The sequence below is a fragment of the Mesorhizobium onobrychidis genome (assembly GCF_024707545.1).
In the GTDB taxonomy this organism is placed as follows: Bacteria; Pseudomonadota; Alphaproteobacteria; order Rhizobiales; family Rhizobiaceae; genus Mesorhizobium; species Mesorhizobium onobrychidis.
On record NZ_CP062229.1, the window covers coordinates 1318629 to 1341230 of the forward strand.

31 protein-coding genes are annotated in these 22602 nt (G+C 62.4%); 15 read left to right on the forward strand and 16 right to left on the reverse strand.

Annotation, left to right across the window (positions count from 1 at the left end; genetic code table 11):
- Positions 1-40: 40 nt before the first annotated feature.
- The 10 genes from IHQ72_RS06345 to IHQ72_RS06390 all read right to left on the reverse strand — a co-directional run bounded on the left by IHQ72_RS06345 (position 41) and on the right by IHQ72_RS06390 (position 7511).
- Positions 41-625: a tetratricopeptide repeat protein gene (locus IHQ72_RS06345; RefSeq protein ID WP_258121656.1), complete on the reverse strand. Its 585-nt coding sequence runs from the start codon at positions 623-625 to the stop codon at positions 41-43.
- 111 nt (positions 626-736) lie between these two features.
- Entirely contained in the window at positions 737-862 is a 126-nt protein-coding gene (gene ykgO, locus IHQ72_RS06350; RefSeq protein ID WP_006327841.1) for a type B 50S ribosomal protein L36, read from the reverse strand.
- Positions 863-1040: 178 nt separating this feature from the next.
- Entirely contained in the window at positions 1041-2117 is a 1077-nt protein-coding gene (locus tag IHQ72_RS06355) for a 5-(carboxyamino)imidazole ribonucleotide synthase (RefSeq protein ID WP_258121657.1), read from the reverse strand.
- Positions 2114-2611 carry a 5-(carboxyamino)imidazole ribonucleotide mutase gene (gene purE / locus IHQ72_RS06360; RefSeq protein WP_095495328.1) on the reverse strand — a complete coding sequence of 166 codons (498 nt, stop codon included), beginning with the start codon at positions 2609-2611 and terminating at the stop codon, positions 2114-2116. Before purE ends, IHQ72_RS06355 begins: the two co-directional genes overlap by 4 nt.
- 103 nt (positions 2612-2714) lie before the next feature.
- A complete protein-coding gene (locus IHQ72_RS06365; protein WP_258121658.1) occupies positions 2715-3920 on the reverse strand; it encodes an aminotransferase class V-fold PLP-dependent enzyme in 1206 nt (401 codons plus the stop codon).
- A gap of 24 nt (positions 3921-3944) precedes the next feature.
- Positions 3945-4406, reverse strand: coding sequence for a RidA family protein (locus IHQ72_RS06370; protein WP_258121659.1), 462 nt, complete (start codon positions 4404-4406; stop codon positions 3945-3947).
- A gap of 36 nt (positions 4407-4442) precedes the next feature.
- Entirely contained in the window at positions 4443-5237 is a 795-nt protein-coding gene (locus IHQ72_RS06375) for an amino acid ABC transporter ATP-binding protein (RefSeq protein WP_258121660.1), read from the reverse strand.
- A 4-nt stretch (positions 5238-5241) separates the two neighbouring features.
- Positions 5242-5892 carry an amino acid ABC transporter permease gene (locus IHQ72_RS06380; protein ID WP_258121661.1) on the reverse strand — a complete coding sequence of 217 codons (651 nt, stop codon included), beginning with the start codon at positions 5890-5892 and terminating at the stop codon, positions 5242-5244.
- Between the two features lies 1 nt (position 5893).
- Positions 5894-6559, reverse strand: a complete 666-nt coding sequence (locus IHQ72_RS06385; protein WP_258121662.1) for an amino acid ABC transporter permease — start codon at positions 6557-6559, stop codon at positions 5894-5896.
- Positions 6560-6629: 70 nt separating this feature from the next.
- Entirely contained in the window at positions 6630-7511 is an 882-nt protein-coding gene (locus tag IHQ72_RS06390; RefSeq protein WP_258121663.1) for a transporter substrate-binding protein, read from the reverse strand.
- 123 nt (positions 7512-7634) lie between these two features.
- Here IHQ72_RS06390 and IHQ72_RS06395 point away from each other — a divergent pair, with 123 nt between their 5' ends.
- Positions 7635-8438: an IclR family transcriptional regulator gene (locus tag IHQ72_RS06395; RefSeq protein ID WP_258121664.1), complete on the forward strand. Its 804-nt coding sequence runs from the start codon at positions 7635-7637 to the stop codon at positions 8436-8438.
- Positions 8439-8471: 33 nt separating this feature from the next.
- Here IHQ72_RS06395 and IHQ72_RS06400 read toward each other — a convergent pair whose 3' ends face one another.
- Entirely contained in the window at positions 8472-8675 is a 204-nt protein-coding gene (locus IHQ72_RS06400; protein ID WP_077380473.1) for a YdcH family protein, read from the reverse strand.
- Positions 8676-8914: 239 nt separating this feature from the next.
- On the opposite strand from IHQ72_RS06400, the gene IHQ72_RS06405 reads away from it, so the two are divergent.
- The 5 genes from IHQ72_RS06405 (at position 8915) to IHQ72_RS06425 (ending at position 13521) form a co-directional block, all read left to right on the forward strand.
- A complete protein-coding gene (locus IHQ72_RS06405) occupies positions 8915-9094 on the forward strand; it encodes a YdcH family protein (RefSeq protein WP_095495322.1) in 180 nt (59 codons plus the stop codon).
- Positions 9095-9504: 410 nt separating this feature from the next.
- Positions 9505-10758 (forward strand): flavodoxin-dependent (E)-4-hydroxy-3-methylbut-2-enyl-diphosphate synthase, encoded by a 1254-nt coding sequence (ispG, locus tag IHQ72_RS06410; RefSeq protein ID WP_258121665.1) that lies wholly within the window; start codon positions 9505-9507, stop codon positions 10756-10758.
- 4 nt (positions 10759-10762) lie between these two features.
- A complete protein-coding gene (locus tag IHQ72_RS06415) occupies positions 10763-11635 on the forward strand; it encodes a lytic transglycosylase domain-containing protein (protein WP_258121666.1) in 873 nt (290 codons plus the stop codon).
- Between the two features lie 88 nt (positions 11636-11723).
- On the forward strand, positions 11724-12461 hold the full coding sequence (locus IHQ72_RS06420; protein ID WP_258121667.1) for a class I SAM-dependent methyltransferase: 738 nt from the start codon (positions 11724-11726) through the stop codon (positions 12459-12461).
- A gap of 169 nt (positions 12462-12630) precedes the next feature.
- Positions 12631-13521 (forward strand): LysR family transcriptional regulator, encoded by an 891-nt coding sequence (locus tag IHQ72_RS06425; RefSeq protein WP_258121668.1) that lies wholly within the window; start codon positions 12631-12633, stop codon positions 13519-13521.
- Positions 13522-13548: 27 nt separating this feature from the next.
- Here IHQ72_RS06425 and IHQ72_RS06430 read toward each other — a convergent pair whose 3' ends face one another.
- On the reverse strand, positions 13549-14466 hold the full coding sequence (locus IHQ72_RS06430; protein WP_258121669.1) for a polyprenyl synthetase family protein: 918 nt from the start codon (positions 14464-14466) through the stop codon (positions 13549-13551).
- A 78-nt stretch (positions 14467-14544) separates the two neighbouring features.
- Between IHQ72_RS06430 and IHQ72_RS06435 the strand changes: the two genes are divergently transcribed.
- From IHQ72_RS06435 to IHQ72_RS06445, 3 genes are all read left to right on the forward strand, one after another.
- On the forward strand, positions 14545-15315 hold the full coding sequence (locus IHQ72_RS06435) for a biosynthetic peptidoglycan transglycosylase (RefSeq protein ID WP_029348752.1): 771 nt from the start codon (positions 14545-14547) through the stop codon (positions 15313-15315).
- 138 nt (positions 15316-15453) lie between these two features.
- The gene (gene rpmF / locus IHQ72_RS06440; protein WP_029348751.1) at positions 15454-15636 is read left to right on the forward strand and encodes a 50S ribosomal protein L32; all 183 of its coding nucleotides are present in this window, start codon (positions 15454-15456) and stop codon (positions 15634-15636) included.
- 243 nt (positions 15637-15879) lie between these two features.
- Positions 15880-16281, forward strand: a complete 402-nt coding sequence (locus IHQ72_RS06445) for a hypothetical protein (RefSeq protein WP_095495317.1) — start codon at positions 15880-15882, stop codon at positions 16279-16281.
- Between the two features lie 133 nt (positions 16282-16414).
- Here IHQ72_RS06445 and IHQ72_RS06450 read toward each other — a convergent pair whose 3' ends face one another.
- Both IHQ72_RS06450 and IHQ72_RS06455 read right to left on the reverse strand, forming a co-directional pair.
- Positions 16415-16645 (reverse strand): hypothetical protein, encoded by a 231-nt coding sequence (locus IHQ72_RS06450; RefSeq protein WP_258121670.1) that lies wholly within the window; start codon positions 16643-16645, stop codon positions 16415-16417.
- An 80-nt stretch (positions 16646-16725) separates the two neighbouring features.
- Complete coding sequence (locus IHQ72_RS06455) at positions 16726-17253, reverse strand: winged helix-turn-helix transcriptional regulator (protein ID WP_258121671.1); 528 nt, start codon at positions 17251-17253, stop codon at positions 16726-16728.
- Between the two features lie 99 nt (positions 17254-17352).
- On the opposite strand from IHQ72_RS06455, the gene IHQ72_RS06460 reads away from it, so the two are divergent.
- The 6 genes from IHQ72_RS06460 to IHQ72_RS06485 all read left to right on the forward strand — a co-directional run bounded on the left by IHQ72_RS06460 (position 17353) and on the right by IHQ72_RS06485 (position 20868).
- A complete protein-coding gene (locus tag IHQ72_RS06460) occupies positions 17353-18234 on the forward strand; it encodes an alpha/beta fold hydrolase (RefSeq protein WP_258121672.1) in 882 nt (293 codons plus the stop codon).
- Between the two features lie 63 nt (positions 18235-18297).
- Positions 18298-18954 (forward strand): glutathione S-transferase family protein, encoded by a 657-nt coding sequence (locus tag IHQ72_RS06465; protein ID WP_258121673.1) that lies wholly within the window; start codon positions 18298-18300, stop codon positions 18952-18954.
- Between the two features lie 5 nt (positions 18955-18959).
- A complete protein-coding gene (locus tag IHQ72_RS06470; RefSeq protein ID WP_258121674.1) occupies positions 18960-19304 on the forward strand; it encodes an ArsR/SmtB family transcription factor in 345 nt (114 codons plus the stop codon).
- Between the two features lie 10 nt (positions 19305-19314).
- A complete protein-coding gene (locus IHQ72_RS06475) occupies positions 19315-19764 on the forward strand; it encodes an SRPBCC family protein (protein WP_258121675.1) in 450 nt (149 codons plus the stop codon).
- 44 nt (positions 19765-19808) lie between these two features.
- A complete protein-coding gene (locus tag IHQ72_RS06480; protein ID WP_258121676.1) occupies positions 19809-20417 on the forward strand; it encodes a glutathione S-transferase family protein in 609 nt (202 codons plus the stop codon).
- Between the two features lie 76 nt (positions 20418-20493).
- Entirely contained in the window at positions 20494-20868 is a 375-nt protein-coding gene (locus IHQ72_RS06485) for a nuclear transport factor 2 family protein (RefSeq protein ID WP_258121677.1), read from the forward strand.
- A gap of 142 nt (positions 20869-21010) precedes the next feature.
- On the opposite strand, the gene IHQ72_RS06490 is transcribed toward IHQ72_RS06485, so the two are convergent.
- Together IHQ72_RS06490 and IHQ72_RS06495 are read right to left on the reverse strand one after the other, a co-directional pair.
- A complete protein-coding gene (locus IHQ72_RS06490) occupies positions 21011-21298 on the reverse strand; it encodes an ArsR/SmtB family transcription factor (protein WP_258121679.1) in 288 nt (95 codons plus the stop codon).
- Between the two features lie 31 nt (positions 21299-21329).
- Positions 21330-22577: an MFS transporter gene (locus tag IHQ72_RS06495; protein ID WP_095495307.1), complete on the reverse strand. Its 1248-nt coding sequence runs from the start codon at positions 22575-22577 to the stop codon at positions 21330-21332.
- Positions 22578-22602 lie beyond the last annotated feature (25 nt).

Here is a 22602-nt window from a genome sequence, read left to right on the forward strand (position 1 = left end):
GCTAAAAAGACTTTCACTCAAGTGGAATTGTCCGCCAACCTCAAATCCCTTCGCCGGCAAGTTCTTCCGAGAGCGAGCCGACCTGATCCTGGGCGCTGCGCATCATCGGATAGATGCTGAGCACGCGCTGCCAGGCTTCCAGCGCCGACTGCTTGTGGCCGGTTACCGCCATGATCTGCGCCAGGCCGGACAGTGCACCAAAATGGCGCGGCTCGAGCTGCAGCGTGCGGTCGATGTCCGCCATCGATTTCCCAAAGTTATTCATCATGAAATGTACGGTGGCGCGCCGGTTCCAGCCTTCGGCATAGGCCGGTTGCAACGTCACCACCTGGTCGAGGAAGTCGAGCGCCACGTCGAACTTCTTGTCTTCGGCCGCTTTTTGCGACCATTGCATCATCAGGTCGATCGAGGCGCTGCCGGATTGCGACCACTCGTGCGAGATGCGCGCCGCGATGCGCTCGGCGGCTTTTTCATTGCGCTCGCGCTTCAGGTCGACAAACAGCTGGTCGAGCCTTGCCTCCCTGGTCGTGGCAACCGGAGGGGTGACCGGGTCTTCCGCTTGAGCCGGAAGCGGGGCGAAACCGAAAAGAAAAAGCGCCGCGAAGAATGCAAAAAGAATCCGCATGACCGGAATCTAACCCCGGACAGCGGATCGTCAAACTGAATTTAGCGTGAGAGGGCCGGCAGGCCGGCAAATCATGCAAGCGCGGAGGCAGGCGCCCCCACGCGAAAAGACTCAGCCCTGGCGCGCCTTGTAGCGCGGAGCGGTCTTGTTGATGATGTACACACGGCCCTTGCGGCGAACCAGCTGGTTGTCGCGGTGACGCGCCTTGAGCGCCTTGAGCGAATTCTTGATCTTCATGGTCTTGCCCGTCGGTCTGGGCCCGCTTGGGCCGAATTATTAAGGCGCGCTCGGAAAGCGCGCCTCTCAACTTGTGCGTGGCTCATAAACGAGGAGCCTTGCCCGTGTCAACCAAGCATGTGGCGGAGTTTGAGTTTCTGCCCTATCGACGGCATTGGAGCGGCGCCGTCCAATAGCCTCAACGGTGGCGGCCCATTCGCGTAAAATGGCCCATCTTGCGGCCGGGGCGTGCCTCGGCCTTGCCATAGACATGCAGCATCAGATCGGGCTCGGCGAGCAGAGCCGGGATGCTTAGGACGTCGTCGCCGATCAGGTTTTCCATGACGCAGTCAAAATGGCGGCCGGGATTTCCCAGCGGCAGGCCGGCGACGGCGCGAATGTGCTGCTCGAACTGCGAGACGATGCAGGCGGCTTCCGTCCAGTGGCCGGAATTGTGAACGCGCGGCGCGATCTCATTGGCCAGCAACGCGCCGTCGGCAAGGACAAAGAACTCGATGCCGATGACGCCGACATAGTCGAGCGCGGCAAGTATCTTTGCCGCCGCCGCCTGCGCTGCAGCGGCGGTTTCGGACCCTATCCTGGCCGGCAGGGTCGAGCTGTGCAGGATGCCGTTGCGGTGGACGTTTTCTGCCGGATCGTAGGCGGCGAGCGAACCGTCCATGCCGCGCGCCGCGATCACCGAAATCTCGCGTTCGAAGGCGACGAAGGATTCGAGGATCAGCGGCACGTTGCCCATTGCCTCGCAGGTGCCGGCAAAGCCCCCTGTTTCCATGTTGCGGAACACGCGCTGGCCCTTGCCGTCATAGCCCATGCGCCGCGTCTTCAATATGCCGCTGCCGTCGAACTTTTTCAGCGCCGCCGTCAATTCGTCGTCATTGTCGACGGGGCAGAAATCCGCGGTGGGAATGCCGATGCCGTTGAGAAATTTCTTCTCCGCCACCCGGTCCTGCGCCACTTCAAGTGCGCGCGCCGGCGGATAGACCGGCACCGTGACGGCAAGCGCGCTGGCAGCCATGACCGGCACGTTCTCGAACTCGTAGGTGACGACGGCGCTGACTGCAGCCAGTTCGGCGAGCGCAGCCGTGTCGTCATAGGCGGCGGTGATCTGCCGGTTTGCGACCTGTGCCGCCGGGCAATCCGGCTGCGGTTCCAGCACGACCGTGCGGTAGCCGAGGCGGGCCGCGGCCATGGCCAGCATGCGGCCGAGCTGGCCGCCGCCGATGATGCCGATGGTCGATTCCGCGGGCAGGCTCATGGCGTGTCCGTGGGCTCGGCAGCGACCCTGGCGGTCTGGGCGGCGCGCCACGCATCGAGCCGGGTAGCGAGCTTTTCGTCGGTTAGCGCCAGCACGGCCGCAGCCAGAAGGGCGGCATTGGTGGCGCCCGCCTTGCCGATGGCCAGCGTGCCGACCGGAATGCCGGCCGGCATCTGCACGATGGAGAGCAGCGAGTCCTGTCCGGAAAGCGCCTTCGATTCCACCGGCACGCCAAAAACCGGGAGCGGCGTCATCGCCGCCGTCATGCCGGGCAGGTGCGCCGCACCGCCGGCGCCGGCGATGATCACCCGAAAGCCGGCCGCCTTGGCGCCCTTGGCAAAGTCATAGAGCCGGTCGGGAGTGCGATGAGCCGAGACGATCAGCCGCTTGTGCGGAATGCCCAGTGCCTCCAGCGTTTCGGCGGCGTGGCGCATCGTCGCCCAGTCGGACTGGCTGCCCATGATGACGGCGACGTCGGCGCGGTGATCGTCCAAGCTTCTGCTCCCGGCGGCAAAGGCGCGCATTAGCGGAATTCGGGATCGACGGCAAGGATGTGGTGCCTCTGCGCAGCATTCGGGCGCGAGGCACCATCATTACCTAATCCGGCCAGCGCAAGGCGCCGGCGCTATCCTTGCGGGCGGACTTCATCGCATCCGCCGGACGCTCGGCCGCGCTCAACACGGCCCGCAGGCGTTCGGCGACGATCTCCGCCTCGCCAGGATGAAGATTGCACGGGTCGAGGAAGAAGTGACCGCGCTCGACCTCGTGGTTGCGGACGATAATAGGGGGCGAACCGGCCGCCAGCGCCGACGCAAGGCCGGCGGCGGTGAACCTGCTTTCAGGCGTAACAAACACCTGCAGGCGGTCGAGCGGATTGCCGGTCGGATCGGGAATGATATGCGCGGCGATACCGGGCAGGCCTAGCAATGCGTCCTTCCACAGATGCAGAGCGGCTTCTTCCCGCTTGCGGATGCCGGCATGGTCGCGCCACTCCCAGGCCTCCAGCGCGGCCATGGTTCCGGCGATGCTTTCCTTGCCGACCTTCATCGCCCGCGCAACGCCACGATTCTGCAGATAGGCGGCCTGCACCAGATCCTTGCGCCCCGTCACGATGCCGCTTGTCGGTCCGCTGAGGAATTTGTGCCCACTATAGACGACGATGTCGGCGCCGCGTGCGAGAAAGCCGCGCAGATCGTATTCGGAGGCGGCGTCGACGATCACCGGGACACCCCTGGCGTGGCAGATCTCGCAGAATTCCTCGAGCGAGAGCATGCCGTATTGCACCGTGTGATGGGCAACGACATAGAGGCCTGCCGCGGTGCGGTCGCGGATCGCCTCGCGCACGTGATAATCCTGTGTCACGCTGACCGTGCCGGCCGGTATGGTCCTGGCCCCGGCAAGCCGGATCGACTGGTCGATCGGCGCGCCGTAGTTGACGATATGGCCGAGCTGGACGATGACCTCCGACTTGAGGCCCTCGGTGTCGTCCGGCAGCCGCTCGATCGCCAGAAGGTTGGTGCCGGTCATTGTGCCGGCAATCGCCATGGTGATGCCGCTGGCGCAGCAAGCCGTGACGAAACCGGCCTCGCCTCCTGTGAGGCGCGCGACGACCGTGCTTGCGGCGCGTTGCAGGTCGTCCATCTCCACCCACTGCGAAGCGATCTCCGACATCGCGGCGATCGCTTCCGGGACGATGATCGAGGCGCCGAGCGCCGTCATCGTGCCGGAAACATTGATGATCGGGCGAAGGCCGAGCCGTTCGCGGATTGTCGTGTTGGAGCCGTTTGCGGAATAGTTTTTCATCTCTAGAGATCCCATTGGTAGATGTCAGGCGGCGATCTCGACGACCGCCTCGATTTCGACCGTAATGTTTCCCGGCAAGGAACCAACACCGATCGCCGAGCGGGCGTGCCCGCCGATACCATCGAAGACTTCGGCGAAAAGATCGGAACAGCCATTCACCACCTGCGGATGGTCGCTGAAGGTCGGAATGGCGTTGACGAAGCCAAGCAGCTTGACGACGCGCACGATACGGCCGAGGTCGCCTGCCGCGGCGTGCATGACGGCGAGCAGGTTCAGGCCGGTGAGACGGGCATGCTTATAGGCCTCTTCAACCGTGACGTCCTCGCCCACCTTGCCGGTGCAAAGCGTGCCATCGGCGCGCAGCGGCCCTTGGCCGGAGAGGAAGATCAGCCGCCCGCTTTCGGCGTGGGTGACGAAATTGGCGATCGGCGTCGGCGGCTCGGGCAGCGTCAGGCCCAATTCGGCGAGCCGGATGTAAGGCGTCATGAAAAGGCTCCTTGCGACAGCTTTCGCCGCCCGGTGTCAGAAATGCGAGGCACGAAACCGCGCCAGGAAGCTGCGAAGACGCTCATTGTCGATCTCGGTGCCCAGAATCTCGGCAGGCGGACCCGCGGCGCTGACACCGCCATCCGCCATGAAGACGATGCGGCTCGACGCGTCGCGCGCAAAGGCCATCTCGTGCGTGACCATCACCATCGTCATGCCGTCCTCGGCCAGGCTGCGCACGACCTCGAGCACCTCGCCGACGAGTTCCGGGTCGAGCGCGGACGTTATCTCGTCGAGCAGCAGGATTTTCGGCTCCATCGCCACCGCCCGGGCGATGCCGACGCGCTGCTGCTGGCCACCGGAAAGCTCGGCGGGCAGGCTGTCGGCCTTGTGGGCAAGTCCGACCCGGCCCAGCCAGTGCTCGGCAATGGCACGGGCCTCGGCGCTGCTCTTGCCGCGCACCTTGCGCAGGCCAAGCATGATGTTGCCGGCCGCCGTCAGATGCGGAAACAGGTTGAAACTCTGGAACACCATTCCGGTTTCGGCGCGCATCTTCGCCAGGTCGCGCTCGCTGCGGCGCTGGCGTGTTCCCGTGTCGCGGAAGCCGACCTCCTTGCCGTCGATGCGGATGGAGCCGATGTCGTAGCTCTCCAGGAAGTTGACGCAGCGCAGCAGCGTGGTCTTGCCGCTGCCGGAAGGTCCGATGACAGTCACCACTTCGCCGCGTGTCACCTGCAGGCTGACGGAGCGCAGGACCTCGACGGATCCAAAGGATTTGGAAACGTCGGAGATGTCGAGAAGCGCCGGATTGGCGGGCGGGGAGATGGACATCTTGCTATTCCCGGATGAAGGAGAAACGCCGCTCCAACCGTCGGCTGGCTAGGGAGAGGGCGTAATTGACGACGAAGTAGATGACCGCACCGAGGATGTAGAGCGGCATCGCTTCGTAGGTGCGGCCGATGACCTGGTTGATGGCGTGCATCAGGTCGGTGATGCCGAGCAGCGAGACCAGCGCGCTGCCCTTCACCGCATCGGTGACGCCATTGATCCAAGGCGGCAGGAAGCGCCTGAACGCTTGCGGGAAGATGACGTAAGCCAGTCGCTGGCGAAAGGTCAGCCCGATCGCCATCGCCGCTTCGGACTGCCCCTTCGGTATGGAACCGACCGCACCGCGCAGATACTCGATGACCTGTGCCGTCTTGAACAGGGTGAGCGCCAGCACGGCTGCCCAGAAGGATTCCAGATGGACGCCGACGGCAGGCAGGCCGTAATAGACGAAGAAGATGAGCACCAGGATCGGAATGCCGCGAATGGTGTCGCTGAAAATGCGCACTGCCCAGCGCAGCGGAGCCGGGCCATAGACAAGGCCGACGCCCATCATCACACCGGCGATGAGCGACAATACCACGACCAGCAGCGACACCCACAGTGTCACGGCAAAACCCTGGGCCAGGAAGGGCAAGGCATAGGCGATCTGGCCAAGCATCCTAGTGCGCCGCCCTGAACCGGCGCTCGACAAGCCGAAGCGCATAAAGAAGCGCGTAGCCCGTCAAGAGGTACATCGCCGTCACCACAAGGTAGACCTCGACGATCCGGAAGGTGTTGAAGTTGATCCACTGGGCGCCGTAGGTGAGCTCGGGCACCGAAATGACCGAAGCAACGGACGTGTCCTTGAAGAGCGATAGGAACGTGTTGGAAAGCGCGGGCAGCGTTATGCGCAGCATCGTCGGCAGGCGCACATGGAGCAGCCTTTGCCATGGCGTCAGGCCAATCGCCTTGCCGGCGTCGAGCTGCCCGCGCGGAACCGCTTCGAGCCCCGAGCGGAACACCTCGACCAGATACGCGCCGCTATAGAGCGACAGCGTGGCAATGAATGAGGTCTGCGCGCTGTAGGCGATGTCGACCACCGTCGGCAGGCCGTAGAAGACGAGATAGACGAGCAGGATCAGCGGTACGTTGCGGATGAATTCGACATAGGCGGCGATGGCGGTCCGGACCAGCCGCCCGGCCGATACGTACCAGACCGCCAGAAGCAGCCCGATGACGATGCCGATCGCGATGGAGATCACGGCCAGCTCGAGGCTGAGCAGCAGCCCGCCCCAGAGCTTGTCGAAATGCCGCCAGATCAGGTTGAAGTTTAGTGTATAGCCCATGTGTCCCTGTCATATCGAGGGCTGTCGACGAGAAGGAGGCGGAAGGGCGCGGCCCTTCCGCCGGCTTGCATCAGATGACCGGGAAGCCGGGATGGCGCGCCGGCGGCTCCTGTCCGAAATAGTCCTTGAATGCAGCGTCATAGAGCGCCGTCTCATGGCCGAACATGGCGGTGGTGAAGGTCGTGTTAACGAAGGTCAGCCAGTCGGGGTCGCCTTGCCGAAGTGCGGCGCCGTAAAGCATCGAGAACCAGCTCTTGCCGGCATCGAAGTATTTGTCCGGATTACGTGAGGCGAGCCAGCGGACCGTCGACAGATCGACGGCGGCGGCGTCGACGCGCTTCGATTCCAGTGCCTGCAGCACGTTGGCCTGCGTGTCAATCTGCATCACCTGCGCTTCCGGCAGGACGATGTGCACATTTGCCTCGGCATCGACGTTTTGCAGGATGGAAATCCGTGTCGCCGAACCGCTGGCAAGCAGCTTGTCGAAGGTCTTGTTTTCGGCGTTCGGAAGGGTCAGCAAGGCGATGCCTTCGACGTAATAAGGCCGGGAGAAGTGGATCAGCTGCGAGCGCTGGGCGGTCATGGTCATGAACTGGATCGAGATGTCGACCTTGTTGGTGGTCACGTTCGGAATGCGCTGGGCCGGATCCTGCATGACGAATTCGACCTTGGTCGGATCGTCGAAAAGCCCCTTGGCAAGAATGCGCCCCATGGTGATGTCCATGCCGACCAGTTCGCCGGCATCGTTTTCGAAGTGCCATGGCGCGTTGGTGCTGCCGGTGCCGACGATCACCTTGCCGCGCTCGAGAACGGTGCGCAGCAGGCTGTCCGGTGCCGCTTGCGCCGCCGCCTTCTGAACATCGACCGTTGCTGCCGCGCCCACCACTCCGGCCGTTGCGAGCCCGGCCATTCCCAGTTTCAGAAATTCACGTCTTTTGGATGTGTCGTTCACGGCGACCTCCTTTTCGTGTTGTGTTCCCCTTTGCCGATACATGCATCAGTGATCTGCTGGATTGTCTCTTACAAAAGACACATGTATCCTGTACAAGACAGATACTAACATCAGGAACAAGTAATGCAAGATGGCAATGCCTTGGCAGTTCGGCCGGACGCTGGTCCGGACGAAGACAGGAATTCGGGCTCTCGCGAGAAGGGTCTCAACCGGGTGCTCCATATCCTGGAGTTTCTTCACGCGAACCAGCGTGCGATCGGGATTGGTGATCTCGCCAAGGGAGTGAATGCGCCGCGCTCGACGATCTATACGCTCGTGCGCTCGCTCGTGGATGCGGGCCTGCTGGAAATGGCCGGCGACGGTAATCGGGTCTATTTCGGGAAGAAGCTTTATCTCTACGGAATGGACTATGTGCGCGGCAACGACCTGCTCAGGCGAGGGCGTCAGGAAGTCGACAACCTGTCGCGCGAAACAGGCGAGACCTCCGAATTGTGCATGCTGCAAAGCGGCCGCTACACGATTGTCCATTCCAGTCCAGGCACTAGGCCGTTCCGGATCAGTTCGGCCACAGGTCTGCAGATCCCGCTTCCCTGGACCGCTTCCGGGCGGTTGCTTCTCGCCGGTTTCGAAAGGGCGGTGATCGAAGACATGGTGTCCGAAGATGATCTCGTCCTGCCAGACGGCCGCAGATTGCTGCTGGACGACTTCATAGCCGATATCGCTACGGCTGGGGCTGCCGGCTACTGTGTAACCTCAGGTCTTGTCGACGCCTATACAAAATGCCTTGCCGCGCCGGTCTTTTCAGCTGCCGGCAAGGTCGAGGCGACGATATGCCTGGTGGTTCCCATCGATACTTCCGAGGAGAAGACCGGCAATCTCATCGCCCTGCTGCGCGAACGCGCCGCGAGGCTTTCGATCACGGGATGAGCAGAATTTGTCGCGACGGTAAGTGGGATTCGCTCACGCGATGATGTCGGGAATGATCCGGTCTTCCAGCGCCATCAGCCGGTCCTTCAGGAAAAGTTTTTTCTTCTTCATGCGCTGGATCTGCAGAGGGTCGCAGTTCATGGCGATCATCGCGTTGATGGCCGCGTCGAAATCGGCGTGCTCCTGCTTCAGCCGAGAATATTCGAGGCGGATATCAGCCTGTTCCTGTTCGGACATTATCTACCGTCTGCACGTCTGCGGCGCCCAAAAATGGGCCTGATTGGGCGAGGCCGGAGGTATCTTGCACCGGCGCGCAGCCAATACCACATTTCGTATTGTCGTGGAATGCTACCACGCAGCATTCGACATCGATGCCCGATAGTGGCACACTGTCATTATGCCGTTACAGAAGCGAACTTGCGGTGGACGCGCCTTGACGGCTGCAATCGAGGAAACCATGAAAGGGAGAACCAATCATGTCTCTTGCATCCCATCTTGATGAGCTGCAGCGGAAACACGGCGACATCGAACGCGAAATCGATGATGCGATGAACCATCCATCGGTCGACGACCTCGAAATCGTGAATCTCAAGCGGCGCAAGCTGGCACTCAAGGACGAGATTGAAAAACTGAAGGCGAAACCGACCAAGCACTGACGCTCTTCTACAGCGCCGCGCGTCCTTTGGATGCGCAAAGGAAGTACTCCTGATTTGGCGCATGATCCCCAGCGAAAATCGATTCCGATTTTCGGGCATGCGCAGGGATAACTGCGACGCTTTGGCGCGCGAGCATCTTTTCCGGTGGCAACCAATGCCGCCGGAGCGTTCCTTTATTTTGTTGCAGCGACATGGACAGGAAAGATGGCTTGCCACCGTCTTCCTGTTACCGATTTGGCAGATCTGCCTGCCTGTCGCCATTGACAAGCCATCTTTGCTCCTCCACCTCATGCCCGGACCTTCTACAGCGCCGCGCGTCCTTTCGGACGCGTAAACGACGCTGTATTTTGATTTTTGCGCATCATTCTTTCCGGAATTCGGGGTGATGGGCTAACAAGGGGCAACCGGCCATGACCGGATATTTTTCCTCTCCCTTCCCGCGCCGCACGTCGGTCGGTGTCGATGTCGGCGGCGTGATGGTCGGCGGGGGTGCCCCTGTCGTCGTCCAGTCGATGACCAACACCGATACCGCCGATGTCGACCAGACAGTCGCTCAAGTTGCGGCGCTGCATCGCGCCGGCTCCGAGATCGTGCGCATCACCGTCGACCGCGACGAGAGTGCTGCCGCCGTGCCCGCCATCCGCGAGCGGCTCGAACGGCTCGGCATCAACGTGCCGCTGGTCGGCGATTTCCACTATATCGGCCACAAGCTGCTTGCCGACCATCCGGCTTGCGCCGAGGCGCTGGCCAAATACCGCATCAATCCCGGCAATGTCGGCTTCAAGGACAAGAAGGACCGGCAGTTCGCGGCGATCGTCGAGATGGCGATCCGGTACGACAAGCCGGTGCGAATCGGCGTCAACTGGGGGTCGCTCGACCAGGAGCTTCTGACCCGGCTGATGGACGACAACCAGCGGCAGGGCTTTCCGCTGACCGCGCAGGAAGTAACGCGCGAGGCGATCGTGCAGTCGGCGATCCTATCGGCCGAAATGGCCGAGGAGATCGGCCTTGGCCGCGAGAAGATCATCCTGTCGGCCAAGGTCAGTGGCGTGCAGGATCTGATCGCGGTCTACACCGAGCTTGCCACCCGCTCCAACCACGCGCTGCATCTCGGCCTCACCGAGGCCGGCATGGGTTCGAAAGGCATCGTCGCCTCGTCCGCGGCGATGGGCATCCTGCTCCAGCAAGGCATTGGCGACACGATCCGCATCTCGCTGACACCGGAGCCGAACGGCGACCGCACGCGCGAGGTGCAGGTATCGCAAGAACTCCTGCAGACCATGGGGTTCCGGCAGTTCGTGCCGATCGTCGCCGCCTGCCCCGGCTGTGGTCGCACGACCTCTACCGTGTTCCAGGAACTCGCCCAGAATATCCAGGCGGATCTGCGCAAGAACATGCCGGTGTGGCGTGAAAAATACCCCGGCGTCGAGAACCTCAAGGTCGCGGTGATGGGTTGCATCGTCAACGGTCCGGGTGAATCCAAGCATGCCGATATCGGCATTTCGCTGCCCGGTACCGGCGAGACGCCGACGGCGCCGGTGTTCGTCGACGGCAGCAAGGCGGCGACGCTGCGCGGCCCTTCGATTGCCGCCGACTTCGAAAAAATGGTCGCCGATTATATCGAGCAGCGGTTTGGGCAACCTGGCAAGGCTGCGGCGGAGTAGGTCGATGCGGCGCTTCCCCTGGGCGACGCCGATTTTGCTTGGTGGATTGGTTTTGCTTGGTGGGCTGGGCTGGGCGACAGCCGCCCACGCCGATCCGCCGCGCCCCGCTAAGCAGCGGCTGCTCGACCGTGTTTGCAACTTGATCGAGGCCCATGCGGATCAAAACGGCCTGCCCAAGGATTTCTTTGCCCGGCTGATCTGGAAGGAAAGCCGCTTCGATCCCAATGCGGTCAGTCCGGTGGGCGCCGAAGGCATAGCCCAGTTCATGCCGGGCACCGCCAAGATACGCGGTCTCGCCAATTCCTTCGATATCGGGCAGGCCATCCCCGCCTCGGCAAAATATCTCGCCGAAATGAAAACCGGCTTCGGCAATCTGGGCCTGGCGGCCGCCGCCTACAATGCCGGTGAAAGCCGGGTATCGCGCTGGCTGAGTTCCGGTGGCTTCCTGCCGATGGAGACCGAAAACTACGTTCTGGATATCATGGGCGAGCCGGCCGACAGGTTCACCGACACCGCCTATGCCGGCACCATCCAGCCGCTCGACAAGAAAGCGAGTTTCGCGGTCGCCTGCCGCAAGCTGCCGGTGATCAAGTCCCAAACCGTGGCCATGGCGTCGATCAACATCAAGCCGTGGGGCGTGCAGGTGGCCGGCAATTTCCGCCGCGTCGCCGCGCTCAATCAATGGAATGGTGTGAAGCGCCGGTTTCCGGCCTTGCTTGGCGGGCATAATCCGGTGGTCAGCCGGGTGCGCTCGCCGATCGGCAGGCGCGGCATCTATGCGGTCCGGATCGGCGCCGACTCCAAAGCCAAGGCCGACAACATCTGCCAGAAACTGCAAAGCGTCGGCGGTGCATGCATTGTGGTGCGGAATCGGTAGGGGCATCGACTGATTGGCCGCCAACCGCCGAAGCTGTGCTTTCATTTCACGAATTCTGCTGATCCATGGCTCGAGCTATAGGCCCACGATGACCGACCGTCTCTACAGCGATCCCGATCTCGTCCAGTTCTACGATATCGAGAACGAAGGCGGCGTGGACTTCTACTATTGCGTCGGCTTTGCCAAGCATGCGGGCTGCGTTCTCGACCTCGGCTGCGGCACCGGACAATTGGCCGCCGCGCTCGCCGACCGGCGCAGCGTGACCGGTGTCGATCCGGCGCCGGCGATGCTCGATATCGCCCGCCGCAGAGCCGGCGGGCAGAGGGTCGACTGGGTCGAGGCCGATGCGCGAAACGTCCGGCTCGGACGACGCTTCGATCTGGTGCTTTTGACCGGGCACGCCTTCCAGGTGTTCCTCACGCCAGAAGATCGAGAGGCGGTGCTTCGCACGATCGCTGCTCATCTGGCTCCCGATGGGCGCTTCATCTTCGACACGCGAAATCCAGCCGCGGAGGAATGGCTCGAGTGGACGCCGGAACGGTCCGAACGGGAACTGAGTCATCCCGGATTGGGCACGGTAAGAGCGTGGAACGATTTCCGGCACGATCCCGCTACCGGTGTCGTCACTTACTCCACCCATTACCAAATTCCCGACAGCGGACGGGTGCTCAGCGCCGAATCGAAAATCGCCTTCCCGACAAAGGAAAGCCTTGCGCAGATGCTGGACCAGACCGGGCTGGTCGTCGAAGAATGGCTCGGCAGCTGGCGTGGCGAGCCATACGCTCCGACATCGCCCGAAATCATTCCGATCGGCCGGCTGCGCTAGCCCGGACGTTGCTCCTTGAGCGGTTCCTCATCTTTGCCGTGACCGAATGAGCACGCGGACGATCCGAAGGCATAACCGGCCAATTGCGGCGCTGCGCTGGCGACGTACCCACCGATGCAGTTCGTGAGCATCGCGAAATGGAATAGATGACATGGACCGGCAAGAAACGATGGGTGTGTTCCTGTCGGTTGTCGAGGAAGGCGACTTCTCGGCGGCGGCGCGCCGGCTGCGGATGACCCCCTCGGCCGTCAGCAAAATCGTAGGTCGCCTTGAATCCCGTCTCGGCGTACGCTTGCTGCAACGCTCGACGCGGCGCATCAGCTTGACGGCGGAAGGCAGCACCTATGCCGACAGCGCTCGCCGTATCCTGAACGACATCAAAGAGGCTGAAATCGCGATTCAACCCGGCGCAGAGCCGCGCGGCCGGCTGCGCGTCAGTCTTCCGAGCGCCTTCGGCCATCGTTTGATCGTGCCGTTGTTGCCGGCTTTCATCGACCGTTATCCGGCCATTGAGCTCGAGCTGATGTTTACAGATGCGATTGTTGACCTACTGGCTGAGGAGACGGACGTCGCCGTGCGTGTTGCCGCCCAGAGCGATTCCAGGCTGGTGGTGCGGCGGCTGGCGCCCAATCACCGTGTCATTTGCGCGTCAGCTCGGTATCTCGAAAAACACGGCACACCGATGACGCCAGGCGACCTTCAACATCATACATGTCTCGGCATCACATCACGCGGCGGCCTCAACATCTGGGAATTCGATGGCCCGGAAGGTCCGCAAAGCATGCGTATCCGCAGCCCAATAGAGGCCAACAGCACCGAAGCCCTGCGCCGGCTGGCGCTCGCCGGTGTCGGCATCATCCGCATGTCGGAGATATTGGTCGGGCCGGATATCAGGGTAGGCAGGCTGACCGCATTGCTCACCGAATACAATCATCATGACGGACCGCCAATCTGCGCTGTTTATCCGCCTGGTCGAATTCTGTCGCCGCGTGTGCGCGTGTTCGTGGATTTTCTGGCCGAACAGTTCACCAACCCTCCTTGGCTACACGGCGCGCCGTAAGACGTCGGGAGTGCAGTTGGAACAGCGTCAGCTGTTGCGGGCCGCCACGAATTTCGCTGCCTGCTTCAGAAGCACGGCGTCTTCGCCATAGGGATGAAGCAAGGCGTGGGCCTGGTCGACGAGGCCTTGAAGCTGGTCCCGCGCCCAGTTGGCGCCGTGCAGTGCCACCAGCGTCGCCTTGCCGGCGGCGGCATCCTTGCCGGTCGCCTTGCCCATCTGGTGCGCATCCGCCGTCAGATCGAGCAGGTCGTCGGCAAGTTGAAAAGCAAGCCCGATCGCCGAGCCGAACTCCGCCAGTCTTTCACGGTCGGCCGCTGGTGCGCCGGCAAGGATTGCGCCCGCCTCGCAGGCGAAGCGGATCAACGCGCCGGTCTTCATCGCCTGAAGCCGGATGATGCCGGCTTCGTCCGGCCTGATACGCTCGGCTTCGAGATCGAGCATCTGGCCGCCGACCATGCCGCCGGCTCCGGCGGCGCGGGCCAGCGCCAGCACCAGCGCCGCCCGTCGCTCGGCCGGCAGCATCGTCGCTTCGTCGGCAATGATGTCGAAGGCGAGCGCCAGCAAGGCGTCGCCGGCGAGGATGGCGGTCGCCTCGTCGAAGGCCTTGTGCACGGTCGGCTGGCCGCGGCGCAAATCGTCGTCGTCCATGGCCGGCAGATCGTCATGGATCAGCGAATAGCAATGCACGCATTCGAGCGCGGCCGCCACGCGCAGCGCCGCCTCGCCGTCGGCGGAAAACAGCGCGGCGCTTTCCATGACCAGGAAAGGGCGCAGGCGCTTGCCGCCGTTCAGTACGCCGTGGCGCATCGCCTCCATCAGACGCTGCGGCCGCTCGATCTCGCCTGAAAGCGGGCGGTCGCCGAGCAGCCGCCTGAGCAGCGCCTCGATCGGCCCTGTGCGTGCGACAAGCGCTGCCTCGAACGGTATTTGATCGTCTTTCGTCATGCCGGGGACGGGTAGCCGACACTCAGACGTTGCGCAAGAAGCCAAGCGCCATTATGCCGGGGCAGGGAGCAGCATGGATTGAGCGGCTTGGCGGAACCGATCGTCGATCACGAAACCGAAGGGCTGGACATGGTGAGGCCGAAACGCGGCAACCGCATCGGTCTCAAACGTTGGCCCCGGCACTGGGTCCGGCGCGGTATCACCGTCGCCGTCGTGCTGGCGCTGATGCCGGTGGTGTTGACCTTTCTGTATCTGCCGCCGTTCGTGCATCCGGTATCGACACTGATGCTGAAGGATCTGGCGACGTTTTCCGGCTATGACCGGCGCTGGGTCTCGATCGACGATGTGGCGCCGGCGCTTGCGAATTCGGTCATCATGTCGGAGGACGGGCAGTTCTGTTTCCATCGCGGCATCGACCTTGGCGAGTTGAGGGGCGTCGTCGACGACGCGCTGGCCGGCGAGATGACGCGCGGCGCATCGACCATTACCATGCAGACCGTGAAGAACCTTTATCTGTGGTCGCGGCCGCTGGGCTCGGTCCGGAAAGTCGTCGAACTGCCGCTGGCCGTCTATGTCGACATGGTGATGTCGAAACGGCGCATCATGGAAATCTATCTCAATATCGCCGAATGGGGGCCGGGCATCTATGGCATCGAGGCCGCCGCCCAGCACCATTTCGGGGTTTCGGCAAAACGATTGTCGCGTCGCCAGGCGGCGCTGCTTGCCGTCACCTTGCCGAACCCGATCGCACGCAACCCGGCGAAGCCCGGACCGGGGCTGAGACGGCTGGCGGCGCTGATCGAGCGGCGCGCAGGCCGGTCCGGCGCCTATGTCGGCTGTCTGCGTTAGCTTAAAAAAATTTGCGGCAGCGCTGGCCAAAACGGCGCAGGGCGTGTATAGGCACCCGACTTTCTCAGATTCCGGCCCCTGACGCGGCCCTTTCACGAGGGCAGCCGGGGCATTTTGACCATGTAGCGGAGCATATCCATGGCCGTACCGAAACGAAAAACCTCTCCGTCGAAGCGCGGCATGCGCCGTTCGGCCGACGCCTTGAAGGCCCCGACCTATGTCGAGGACAAGAATTCCGGCGAGATGCGCCGCCCGCACCATATCGACATGAAGACCGGTATGTATCGCGGTCGCCAGGTTCTGGAGCCGAAGGAAAGCTGAGAACGCTTTCGACGGTTTTGTGACTCCCGAAGACCGGCCATTGCGCCGGTCTTTTTGCATTTGGCTCAGATGATCGCCCACCGAACCATTTCAGGCAGCCCAGCAGCCGTATCGGATGGCAGCCGGGCCGGCTGGCACTGTTATTTCGCACGGTCTTTGTCCGTGTTCGCGGTCACGTACGAAATTTCTTGACGGCGAACGCCGAGCGCATACTAGAGAAGGCTGTCCAACCGGAGCCGCCTGATGTTCGGTGCCATCCCGCTGCTGATCGTGCCCTTCGTCCTCTATAATCTCGGGCTTCTGGGAATATTCGGCGGCGGCGACGACCCCTGGGCAAGCGAAATGTTCTCGATCCGCATGATGTCGGGCGGGGTGTTCTCGATGACGCTCGGCGATCTGATCGTGCTGATCGGGCTGATCCTCTTTTTCATCGAAATCGTGAAATCGACGCGCACGTCAAACGCTTCGGTCATGGACCACCTGTTGTCGACCTTCGTCTTCGTGGCGTTCCTGGTCGAGTTCCTGCTGGTGAAGGGTGCGGCGCACTCGGTCTTCTTCACGCTGATGGTCATCGCACTGGTCGACGTCCTGGCCGGTTTCTCGGTGTCGATGCGGGCGGCCACTCGTGACATAAACGTGAACTAGAGGCCCGGCCTGAGCCCGGATCGGCGGTGAAGCCAGCCGTCTTGATGCCTGCGGTGGCGGCTGCGTTGAATCAGCGCGTGATCTTTTCCGGAAACCGATTCCGGTTTCCAGCGTCATGCGCAAGGAACCAGCTCTATTTTTTCTTGGCGCGCGGCTTCTTTGCCGGAGCAGCCGGCGCATTGGCGAGATCTTCCGCTTCCTTGGCGAGGCGCAGCGCCCTCAGTTTGCTGGTCTTTATCTGGCGGGCGTCGCTCTCGGCGACATATTCCGCCATCGCCTTCTGACGAACCGTGGCTGCCTCTTCCTGCTTCTTGAAACGCAAATCGGCCCGCGCGCGAGCAGTATCCTTAGAGTTCTCAACCAAGGGCTTTTTCCAATCCCGTAAATTATAGCTTTCAATCTCTTTAATAGCAGAGCCGGTCTGCGATGGGGAAAATAAGTTGGTCAGGCGTCAGGATCGCACCCGGCGCCCGGCGCCTTTCGGGCGACAACCGCCTCGTATCCAGCCTGCAAACTCGCACGCACGGTGGCATCCGGCGGCGTATCGGAAGGCGTGCCCAGATGTTCATGGCGCAGTTCGTCCATGAACTTTTCCCACATCGGCGGGCCGCCCTTTTCCAGAAGCTCGGAGCGGATCGAGAGTTCCTCGCTGACCGGCAGCCAGACGCGACCCCAGGCGCCGAGATGCGCCAGGATCGGCACCAGCGTTATCGCCATTTCGGTCAGGCTGTAGATCGCCTTCTGCTTGTGAGTGGGATCGTCGGCCCTGGTCAGCATGCCGAGCTCCATCAGCCGCTTCAGCCGATCGGCGAGGATGTTGGAAGCGATGCGTTCCAGCGATCCGTTGAGCAGGTCGCGAAAGTGGCGTTTGCCGCCGAAAATCATGTCGCGAAGAATGATCAGGCTCCACCGGTCGCCAAACACTTCAAGCGACAGGTTGATCGGGCACCCAGACCGGCGATCGATGCTCATGCGATTCTCCGAAAGAAACCGGTTGCATTATCATATCAGTTTTATTATCGTGCAACTGATTGCAAAATGCAATCAGTTTATAGAGAGGAGACTGCGATCATGATGAAGGCTGCGGAACCCGAAATCGCGTCCCAGACATTTGGCGACCCCGCGCACCCATCGGTGCTGCTGATCATGGGCGCCATGGCTTCTATGCTCTGGTGGCCGGAGGCGTTCTGCCGGACACTGGCCGGCAAGGGCCTGTTCGTGATCCGCTATGACAATCGCGATACCGGCCGTTCGATCAAATATGCGGCGGGCGAGCCGCCGTACAAATTCGACGACATGGCGGACGACGCCATCCGCGTTCTCGACGGCCATGGCGTCGCGAAAGCTCATGTGGTCGGCATGTCGATGGGCGGCATGATCGCGCAGCTTGTGGCGCTGAAATATCCATCGCGGGTCGCCTCGCTTACGGCGATCAGCACTTCTCCTGTAGGAATCGACACGTCGCATCTGCCTGGCACGACCGAGGCCTATACGAAGCATTCGGCCGAAGGCGCGAAGGTCGACTGGTCTGACCGAGCCCAGGTGGTCGACTTCATCGTCAAGGACGCGCATGCGATCGCAGGCACCGCGCATCCCTTCGACGAGAAGCGAACGAGGGCTTTCGTCGAACAGGACTACGACCGGTCCGGCGGTTTTCTAAGCGCGACCAATCATTTCATGCTCAAGGGCGGGGAGGACTGGAAGGGGCGGCTGGGTCAAATGACGGCGCCGCTCCTCGTTATCCACGGCACCGAGGATCCGATCTTTCCGGTCGAGCATGGCGCCGCTCTGGCCGAAGCAGTTGCCGGCGCGAGGCTTGTCCGCATTGAAGGCGGCGGCCACGAACTCCATCCCGACGATTGGGCCGCAATCGTTGATGCCATCGTCGCCCATAGCCAAGCCCAGATAAGCGCGGAGCCGGACCTTGACACACCATCGGCAATAGTTAAGTAATCGCTTCAGTGTTGAGCTCTGTAAACCATGCAGCGGCGAACCACCAAAGGAACGAGCAAAACAATGTCCTTGACGATGCATCTCCATCCGCTGGCCTCCTTCTGCTGGAAGCCGCTGATCGCGCTCTATGAGAACGGCACGCCGTTCACGTCGGTCGTCGTCGATCTCGGCAATGAACAGTCGCGCGCGGCTTTCCTGAAATTGTCGCCGGCGGGCAAGATGCCGGTGCTGCGCGATGAAGCGCTGGACCGGACGGTGCCGGAATCGACGATCGTCATCGAATATCTCAACGCGTATTATCCCGGACCGGTCGAGCTGATCCCTGCCGATATCGATCTCGCCCGCCAGACCCGCCTCGCCGACCGCTTCTATGACTTTTACGTGCAGCACCCGATGCAGAAGATCGTCGGCGACCGCCTGCGGCCGGAAGGCAAGACCGATCCGTTCGGCGTCGAGGAGGCGCGCGCCCAGCTGCGCAGCGCCTACGCCATCATCGAACAGGACATGCAGTCGAGGACATGGGCGATGGGCGAGGCCTTCACGATGGCCGATTGCGCCGCCGCCCCGGCATTGTTCTATGCCAACAAGGTCGAGCCGTTCGGCGACAAATATCCGGCGGTGAGACGCTACCACGACCGGTTGCTGCAACGCCCGTCTGTCGCCCGCGTGATCGAGGAAGCGCAGCCCTATTTCAAGCTCTTCCCCTACAACAACGGCTAAGCCCGATGCTGCAGGATACCGCCCAGCTCGACCTGATGTTCCAGGCGCTCGCCGACCCGGCGCGGCGGCACATGGTGGAGCGGCTGTCGTGCGGCCCCGCTTCGGTAAGCCAGTTGGCCGAGCCGCTGGCGATGTCGCTGTCGGCAGTCGTCCAGCACCTGAACGTGCTCGAGGCGAGCGGTCTCGTCCGCACCGAAAAGCTCGGCCGGGTGCGCACCTGCCAGATCGAGCCGAAGGCGCTGAGGACCGCCGAACACTGGATCAAGGAACGGCGCCTGGCTTGGGAACAGCGGCTCGACCGACTCGGCGCCTTTCTCGCGGAAACCAAGGACGAAACCGAAGGAAACTGAGGAGGCCAACATGAGCGAACGCTCCGTCGTCCATTCGACCATAGTGCTCGAACGCAGCTACGACGCTTCGCCGGCGCGGGTGTTCGCCGCCTGGTCCGATCCCGCCGCATTGCAGCGCTGGGGCTCGCCCGGCGAGGGGTGGGAAAGCAGCATTGACTGCTTCGAGTTCCAGGTGGGCGGCATTGCGCTCAGCGGACCCAAGGGTGGCGAGAGTTATGTGAACGAGACGCGCTACCTCGACATAGTGCGCGACCAGCGCATCGTCTCGGCTGGTGGCATGACCAGCAGCGGCCAGCGATTGTTTGTCGGCCTGCTGACGGTTGAATTCAGTCCAGAAGGCACAGGCTGCCGGCTGGTGATGACCGAGCAAGGCGCCTTTCTTGACGGCCATGATCAGCCCGAAAACCATCAGGCTGGCTTGAGCCAGATGCTCGACAACCTGCGGGTGGAATGCGCGTGAGCGCCGCAGCCTGAGCCAAAGACCAGCAGAATCGGGAGGATAGTATGAAACTCTACTGCGGCATTGGTCCGAATTCCTACCGCGTTCGCATCTTCATGGCTGAGAAAGGCATCGACGTTCCGCGGGTTGAAGTCGACCTGACAAAAGGCGAGCACAAGGCGCCGCAATTCCTTGAGCTCAACTCACTAGGCCAGATTCCCGTGCTCGTGCTCGATCACGGGACGGTGATCACCGAAAGCATCGCCATCTGCCGCTATCTGGAGGCGCTTCATCCAACGCCGGCACTGTTCGGCTCAGACGCGGTCAGGCAAGGCAAGGTCGAGATGTGGAACCGCCGCGCCGAGATCGAGATCTTCGGAACGATTGGCAGCATTGCCCAGCATTCCGATCCCATGTTTGCGGAGCGTCTCGTGCAGTTCCCGGCTTTCGCCGAAACGCAGCGCGAAGCCGTTCCGGCAAAGTGGGCGTGGCTTGACCGCGAGATCGCCGATGGCCGCCCGTTCATCGCCGGCGACCAGTACTCCGTCGCCGACATCACCGCCGCCGTCGCAGCGTGGCTTGGCGCCTTCTTCGGAGCCGACATCCCGGACTCGCTCGTCAACGTCCATCATTGGCTCGACCGTGTTCAGAAACGTCCAAGCTGGAACGCTTAGGCCGAGGCCCGAGACTGTTTCAATGGGACGATATGCGGCTCAACGCCAAGCAGCTGAATCCTAAGGAGCTTTCGCCATGCCTGTCAAAAGCAGATCGGACCTGATCCGCAGTTACTTCGCCGCCTACCGGGCCAACGACCGCAGCGTCATCGAGGCGGTGCTGACAGGCGATTTCACCTTCACCAGCCCCTATGACGACGCCATCGGCCGCGCGACCTACTTTGCGCGCTGCTGGCCGAACAGCACGCTGTTCAAGTCGATCGCCGTCGAGAGGATTTGCGAGGACGGCAACGGTGCTTTCGTTCTCTATCGCTGCGAAACGCTCGACGGCAAGGTCTTCCGCAACACCGAATTGCATTCGTTCCAGGACGGTAGGCTGCACAGCGTCGAGGTCTATTTCGGCGCTACCTACAAGGACGGCGTTTTCGTCCCGCAACAACCATTGAGCTAGCTCATCGGCCTGCCGAGGAGGTATGACGGAGCAGTGTGCCTTTCTCGACAGCCATGATGATCTCGGCACCCGCAAGCAGCATGGCACGGGCGAGCTGCTCGACGCGCCTGGTGCGCTACTGGCAAAGATGCGACGGCGCATCTCAGTTTCCGGGCGAGCCAAGCTGCTCTGCATCCCAGAACTGGTCGAGCCAGATGTTGAGCTTCAGGAAGCCGGCATTGCTGACCGTATAGACGCGCTTTGTCCCTTCCGGCTTGGCGTTGACCAGTCCGGCATCGAGCAGCACCTTTAGATGCTGCGAAACAGCCGGGCGCGAGACCGGCAACCCGGCGGCCAGTTCGTTGACGGTCTTCGGGCCGCGCCGGAGCTCTTCCAAAAGATGGCGCCGGTTGGGATCGGCAATCGCCATGAAGGCGTCAGAAAACATCATGCCTTATTTGTGGGGCAAAGTTTTCTAAATCTCAACCGTTGGTTTCAGGCTTTCTGCGCGGATCGAGCCGCAATGCTTCCGGCGTGATCGAGCGCTCGGCCGGTTGCGTCTTGAAGGCGTCGCGGTCTTCGATCGGCACCGGCGCGCGCCGGCTGATGCGCAGCAGCGTATAGCCCGCCAGGCAAAGATGCGCGAATGCCGTCGCAAGGAACAGGCCTTCCGGCCGCATCCAGCCCATCAGGCCGGCGGCCAGCAGCGGCCCGATCATCGTGCCGAAACCATAGAGCAGCAGCAGGCCGCCCGACACCTTGACGAAATCCTCCGCCCGGGCGTGGTCGTTGGCATGGGCAACGGCGATCGAATACAGCGTATAGGCAAAAGCGCCGTAGGCGGCGGTGCAGACGATGACGAAGACGCCGGAGCGCGGCTCGAACAGGAAGACCGCGACGGCGAACAGCGCCGCGCCGAAGGCCAGGCCCGCCAGCACAAAGCGGCGGTCGGTCTTGTCGGAGAGACGCCCGGCCGGAAGTTGCATGGCGGCGCCGGCGACGACCACCAGACTCATCATCAGCGCGATCTCGGCCGTGGAAATGCCGATACGGGCGCCATAGACGGCACCAAGCGTGCCCCAGGCGCCGTTAGCGATGCCGATCAAAACGCAGGCGATCGCCGACACCGGCGAATTGACATAGAGCCCCTTGACGTCGAGCGAGACGTCCTGCAGCGGCTTGGGGTGCGAAGCCGTCGATACTGCGGTCGGAATGAGCGACAGGCAGAACAGGATACCGGTGATCATGAACAGCGAGGCCGACTTCACGTCGCCGCCGGCAACGATCATCTGGCCGCCCATGATCGAGGCATAGGTGACCATCATGTAAAGGCCGAAGACGGTGCCGCGGTTCTCGTTGGTGGACTTCTCGTTCAGCCAGCTTTCGATGACCATGAAGGCGCCGGCCATGGTGAAGCCGGTGAAGGCGCGCAGCAGGATCCAGACATATTCGTCGATGATCAGGCCGGTGAGCAGTGCGACGATGGCTCCCGATGCCGCAAAGGCGCCGAAAGCGCGTACGTGACCGGCGCGACGCACGAGGCGCGGCGCAAAGAAGCAGCCGGTGACGAAGCCGCCGGCCCAGGCCGTGCCCATCAGGCCGAGCGATGCGGTGGAGAAGCCTTCCAACTGGCCGCGCAGCGGCAACAGCAGCCCGTGCAGTCCGGTTGCCGCTAGCAGGAAAGCGGTGCCGCGAAGCAGCGAGAGGATCGGTCGGTAGCTTGCAAACATTTAGCTGATCCGGCTGGAATTTAGG